Origin of the sequence: Aeromonas sp. LsrichE-8G (assembly GCF_022869435.1) — a bacterium.
GTDB classification, from domain to species: Bacteria; Pseudomonadota; Gammaproteobacteria; order Enterobacterales; family Aeromonadaceae; genus Aeromonas; species Aeromonas caviae.
The window spans coordinates 1-5626 of the sequence record NZ_JALIHH010000152.1; the positions used below are offsets into that span (position 1 = coordinate 1).

Genomic DNA, 5626 nt, shown 5'->3' on the forward strand with positions numbered 1-5626 from the left:
CGGCGACCAAACCAAGGTGATCGAGGTTACGGATCGAGATAGCGGGTGCGGCCATGATGATCTACCTGCAAAAGAGAGTAATAGATCAGAACGGCCGATCGCCGTCAAGCACTGAAAATAGCAAAATCAGGTGCGGAATGACGGATCTAGTTATCACCTGACACCGGCCTCAAACCGGTGTCTTGTTTACGCTACTTTAGTGCGCACTTCCTTCGGTATCAATTTCAGACCCTTCTTGAACATGCTGTAGGGGGTCTGACCCTCCATCATCCTGCCCTGATGTGGCCGCTCGGTGTTGTAGTGTTCCAGGTAGCTATCCAGGTCTGTCTGCATCTGTTCTACCGACTCATACCAGGTCGTCCTCCCCTTGATACGGAAGTGCTCATCCAGCAGTGTGCGGTGCAACCGCTCGATAAAGCCATTGCTCTGCGGCCTGCGTACCTTGGTGGTCCGGTGCTCAATCCCCTCCAGTTGCAGGAACAGCTCGTAGGGATGATGGTCAGGGCGCCCACAGAACTCGCGCCCGTTGTCCGACAAGATGGTATAGACCCGAGCCTCATGGGCTTCGAAGAACGGAGGACCGTTTCGTTGAGCACATGAACCGAGGTCACCGGCAGCTTGCTGGTGTAGAGCCGTCCCCAGGCGTGGCGGCTGTAGCAGTCCAGCACGGTTTGCAGATACACCTTGCCTACCCCCTTGAGTGCGCCGATGAAGAAGGTGTCGACCGCCACCAGTTCCCCGGTGTAGTGAACCTCAATTTGGCGTTCGCGAAACTCGGGGCTGAAGCGCTCGAGCAGGCGGATCTGCTCGTCATTGAGCTCAATCGTCTGTTCCCTATGGGTTTTCTCGAGGCGCAACAAGCGGTCATGCTTGGAGAGCAAGTCGTGACGTTGCCACACGCCACGCACACCGCCCGCACTGACGTTGATGCCTTGCAGAGCCAGTTCTTGCGCGACCCGCAGCGGGCCATGGGTTGGTCTGGTGAGAGAGTAATCGAGGATGGCTTGCTCAATCTCGGGAGCGACCCGGTTGGGATGAGCCCCTTTACAGCCGGGGGAGTTTGTCGAGCAAGCCCTCGGCGCCATAGGTCTGGTAGTTACGGCGAATCTCGTAGAACTGCTGACGGCTGTAGCCGATGAGCTTGCAGGCTTTGCTGACGTTATTGAACTCTTTGGCGAGCTCTAGCAAGCTGAGTTTACGACGTGCTACTTTCTCGTTGGTGGTCATACGATGACTCCAGATAACACGGTAGGGGTACCGTTTTGTTATCCGGTTTGAAGCCGTATGACCACTCCCTTTTGTGGGCAACTGTCAGGTGAATACCATCTCCATACAAATGAAGAGACAGATACGAAAAAGCCCAGTCCTGAGACTGGGCTTTAGAAGATGGCTCCCTCGACTGGACTTGAACCAGTGACATACGGATTAACAGTCCGCCGTTCTACCGACTGAACTACGAGGGAATTGGCTCCTCCTACTGGACTTGAACCAGTGACATACGGATTAACAGTCCGCCGTTCTACCGACTGAACTAAGGAGGAATTGCCTGTCTCGTCGAGACGCAGCGGATATTAATGATCCCCCGAACGGGTGTCAACCCGCCACTCCACGGAAAAAGGGCTTTTCGGCCCGTTTGCCCAAAACTTGGGCGCTGTGGACTATTTTCAGCACAATCAGCAGCTTGAGATGCTTCCGCCAGCGGCCACGGTCGAGCTGGCCGTGAAGGCGCGCCCCGGCCTGGAGGGTGCGGGGCAATGGATGAGCCGATCATGGTGGGAACCGATGAATATCGGCGATGTCGCCCCTGTCGATGGGCTTGCCTCCGAGGTGGTGGGGGATGCGAGGGAGATGCCGGTTCGCGATGACCAGGGATCGATTAAGGGAATGGCAGGGGAAATCGGCGATATACCGGTTGTCGATGGGCTTGCCTCCGAGGTGATGGGCGAGGGAGGCGGGGAAGATGCTGGCTCGTGATGAGCCGAAAGATGAGCATAGAAATGAAGGGATGGCTGGGAAAATCGGCGATATGCGAGCTATCGATGACAATAATGCGGGGTAATGGCCATTTCTTGATCCTGCCCATCGAATTATCGGGCCGGCTCGGGTATGGTTGCTCTGGATACCATCGCCGCGTCGACAGCTCTGCCGGCCCTTGATGATGATCGGGTGCCGGTTCACCCCGGCCTTTGTCTCCCTCTTCTGGTATTACCCTAGACATGCACAATCAAGCTTCCTTACAAGGCGTGAAGCTGGCCATCGCATTGCGCCAATCCTGCATTGACGAACCCTACAGCGTGGCGCGCTTTGGCCGCGACCTCATCGCCGGCATCACGGTCGGCATCATCGCCATTCCCCTTGCCATGGCACTGGCCATCGCCAGTGGGGTGCCGCCCCAGCACGGGCTCTATACCGCCATCATCGCCGGCATCGTCATCGCCGTGACCGGGGGATCCCGCTTCTCCATTTCGGGCCCAACCGCCGCCTTCGTGGTGATCCTCTACCCGGTGGCCCAGCAATTTGGCGTGGGGGGTCTCTTGATGGCGACCCTCATCTCGGGCTGTTTCCTGGTGGCCATGGGCATGGCGCGTCTCGGGCGCCTCATCGAGTACATTCCCCCCTCGGTGACCCTGGGGTTCACCGGTGGTATCGCCATCGTCATCGCCACCCTGCAGATCAAGGATTTCTTCGGCCTGCAGGTCCTGGATATGCCGGAAACCTATCTGGGCAAGGTACAGGCGCTGGCCCATGCCCTGCCAAGCTGGCAGTGGGGGGACACCCTCGTCGGGGTGGCGACGCTGGCGGTGCTGCTGCTCTGGCCGAGATTGCGCCTGCCGGTCCCCGGCCATCTGCCCGCCGTGCTGGTGGGGGTGGGGCTCGGGTTTGGTCTGCACCAGTTCGGGGTGGACGTCGCCACCATCGGCAGCAAGTTCAGCTATACCTTGGCCGACGGCAGTCAGGGCATGGGTATTCCCCCCATCGCGCCGACGCTGGTGATGCCCTGGGCGCTGCCGGGGCCGGACGGGGCGCCGGTGGAGTGGAATCTCGCCGCCATCGAGCGGCTGCTGCCCGCCGCCTTCTCCATGGCCATGCTGGGGGCCATCGAATCCCTGCTCTGCGCCGTGGTGCTCGATGGTATGACGGGTCGCAAGCACAGCTCCAACGGCGAGCTGGTGGGGCAGGGCCTTGGCAACATCCTGGCTCCCTTCTTCGGTGGCATCACGGCGACGGCCGCCATCGCGCGCTCCGCCGCCAACGTGCGGGCCGGTGCCACCTCGCCCATTTCCGGTATTGTCCATGCGCTGGTGGTGCTGGCTGCCATCCTGGTGCTGGCTCCCTGGCTCTCCTGGTTGCCGCTCTCTGCCATGGCCGCCCTGTTGCTGCTGGTGGCCTGGAACATGAGCGAGGCCCACAAGGTGGTGGATCTGGTGCGCCGGGCGCCTAAATCCGATGTACTGGTGCTGCTGGTCTGCCTGTCGCTGACCGTCATCTTCGACATGGTCATCGCCATCACCTTCGGGGTGATCCTGGCCTCTTTGCTGTTCATGCGCGAGATAGCCAAGATGACCAGGCTGCACAACCTGGCGGATCACAAACGCTATGCCAGCGAGGTGTCCCCCTCGACCCTTGTCTACAAGATCAACGGGCCACTGTTCTTTGCCGCCGCCGAGCGGGTCTTTGACGAGTTACTTGCCCAGGTGAAGGACCACAAGGAGTTGATCCTGCAAATGGAGGCGGTCTCCATCCTGGATGCTGGCGGTCTCACCGCCTTCCAGCAGTTCGCAAAACGCATGGCCAAGGCGGGGATCCGTCTCAAGGTGGCTGAATTGCAATTCCAGCCCCTCAAGACCCTGGCGCGGGCCAAGGTGCGTCCGGTGCCGGGAGAGCTGGAGTTCTACGGTTCGCTGGAAGAGGCAATTCGAGGAGAACATTTGCACGAAGCGGTTGAAAATTGATGGAAAGGGATAGGAAATGGCATATTTTTAGTCACTTGGTTCGCTTATTGAGCAAACAGTGGCAAAAGATAAAAAATTGCATTGACCGCCTCGCGCCTATCCCTTACATTACGCCCCGTTCCAGCGCAACGGCGCAGCGAATTCGTGTTGGCTGAACACGTTAAAGCACAGACCAAAATTGGGTGCGGTGTCCGAGTGGCTGCCCACCGACGAAGTCGGCAAGATGCACGCGCAGCGTGCTCCGAAAGCCACTTCAAGCAGTGAAAATTTGGTGAGGTGTCCGAGTGGCTGAAGGAGCACGCCTGGAAAGTGTGTATACGGCAACGTATCGAGGGTTCGAATCCCTCCCTCACCGCCAAATATAACCCGTTGAATTTCAACGGGTTTTTTCATTTCTAGACTTACGTGATTTTTTTCCTGGATCAACTGGGTGGAACAATCATGTATCTGAGTAAAAATGCCTCCGGCACCTACTACACTCGTCTCCCGCTGCCTAAGTCATTACGTGACCGTGGCTTGCCCTTCGCTATCCGTACTTCCCTTTGCACCAAAGATAGGCAGCTCGCCGTAGACCGCAACCTAGCAGTGGCAGCTCGTACTCGTGCACTAATCGCGGCTACCCCTGCCGATACTACACCCCGCAGTTTCTATCGCTGGATCCGCGCCGATCTAGACGCTTTCAAAGCTGCGGGATTTGCTGCATCTCTTACGCCCTCCCAATCCATTGCTTCCCCCATCGAGTCCTCGACTTGCCCCGCCAAGTGGATTGCCCTTACCCAGGCGTTGACACAGTTTCTCGACGCCAAATCGAGTGAGGGGATCCAACATAAATCCGTGGGCCAGCTCCAACTTCGGATCAACGCCTTCGTCACCTGGGCCAAAGGGGTCAAAGCCGATCAGGTGACCCCAACCTTGGCGCAGGAGTACCGCAACATCTTGCTGCGCAAGAGCGACATCAGTTTCAAAACTAAGACCGATTATCTGGCAGCCCTGAAACAGTTCTTCCGTTGGTGCGTGGCACTGGACTATTGCAGTCGTAACCCTTTCGATGGGCTGACGGCAGGTAAAAGACCGAGCAAACGGGCGGATGAAGAGCGAGTGCGCTGGCATCGCCCTCAACTGGCCCAACTGTTTGCCAGCCTGCGCAGCAAACAATCCCAGAAAGGCAGAAAGTTGAAAATTCAGGACTGGTGGGTGCCCCTGCTGTGCCTATACGCAGGGTTGCGGCCTTCCGAGGCCTGCCAGCTCAAAACTCAGAACATCAAACAGGTTGAGGGGATTTGGTGTTTGATGGTCGATGCGGGAGAGGCGGATCAGCAGCTCAAAACCGTCAATGCGTACCGTACCGTGCCACTGCACAGTGCGTTGATCGGACATCAATTCCTGGACTATGTGGAGAGTCGTCGCAGTCAAGGGAAGGTATTTTTGTTCGATGACCAACCATCAGGCAAAGACGACGACTGGGCGCATAACATCACCTGTCGCTTCCAACGCCACCTCAATGAGGCTGGCATCGTAGGTCAGGGCCGTCCCACGCTTTACGGGCTGCGGCATACCTTCATCGATGAGTTACAGCAGGCGGATGTCGCTGAGCATGTTGTAGCCGAACTTGCGGGACACAGTAAAAACGGCCTGACGTTTGGCCGCTATGGCAAACGTGTGAACATTAGGCT

At 58.0% G+C, this 5626-nt stretch carries 3 protein-coding genes, 3 tRNA genes and 1 pseudogene; 4 read left to right on the top strand and 3 right to left on the bottom strand.

Features of this window, described 5'->3' with window-relative positions:
• Nucleotides 1-186: 186 nt before the first annotated feature.
• The 3 genes and pseudogenes from MUW49_RS17855 to MUW49_RS17865 all read right to left on the bottom strand — a co-directional run bounded on the left by MUW49_RS17855 (nucleotide 187) and on the right by MUW49_RS17865 (nucleotide 1541).
• Nucleotides 187-1227, bottom strand: a pseudogene (locus tag MUW49_RS17855) (IS481-like element ISAs19 family transposase).
• A gap of 160 nt (nucleotides 1228-1387) precedes the next feature.
• Nucleotides 1388-1463: transfer RNA gene (locus MUW49_RS17860), tRNA-Asn, on the bottom strand.
• 2 nt (nucleotides 1464-1465) lie between these two features.
• Nucleotides 1466-1541, bottom strand: a tRNA-Asn gene (locus MUW49_RS17865).
• 49 nt (nucleotides 1542-1590) lie between these two features.
• Between MUW49_RS17865 and MUW49_RS17870 the strand changes: the two genes are divergently transcribed.
• From MUW49_RS17870 to MUW49_RS17885, 4 genes are all read left to right on the top strand, one after another.
• Nucleotides 1591-1974 carry a hypothetical protein gene (locus MUW49_RS17870; protein WP_103261865.1) on the top strand — a complete coding sequence of 128 codons (384 nt, stop codon included), beginning with the start codon at nucleotides 1591-1593 and terminating at the stop codon, nucleotides 1972-1974.
• 242 nt (nucleotides 1975-2216) lie between these two features.
• Complete coding sequence (dauA, locus tag MUW49_RS17875; RefSeq protein ID WP_103261866.1) at nucleotides 2217-3953, top strand: C4-dicarboxylic acid transporter DauA; 1737 nt, start codon at nucleotides 2217-2219, stop codon at nucleotides 3951-3953.
• A gap of 270 nt (nucleotides 3954-4223) precedes the next feature.
• Nucleotides 4224-4311: transfer RNA gene (locus MUW49_RS17880), tRNA-Ser, on the top strand.
• An 83-nt stretch (nucleotides 4312-4394) separates the two neighbouring features.
• On the top strand, nucleotides 4395-5626 hold a 1232-nt coding region (locus tag MUW49_RS17885), incomplete at its 3' end, for a tyrosine-type recombinase/integrase (protein ID WP_244813041.1).

What these genes read in the sequence shown, in the direction of transcription:
- dauA (WP_103261866.1), top strand. Translation starts at nt 2,217, where the DNA reads ATGCACAATCAAGCTTCCTTACAAGGCGTGAAGCTGGCCATCGCATTG.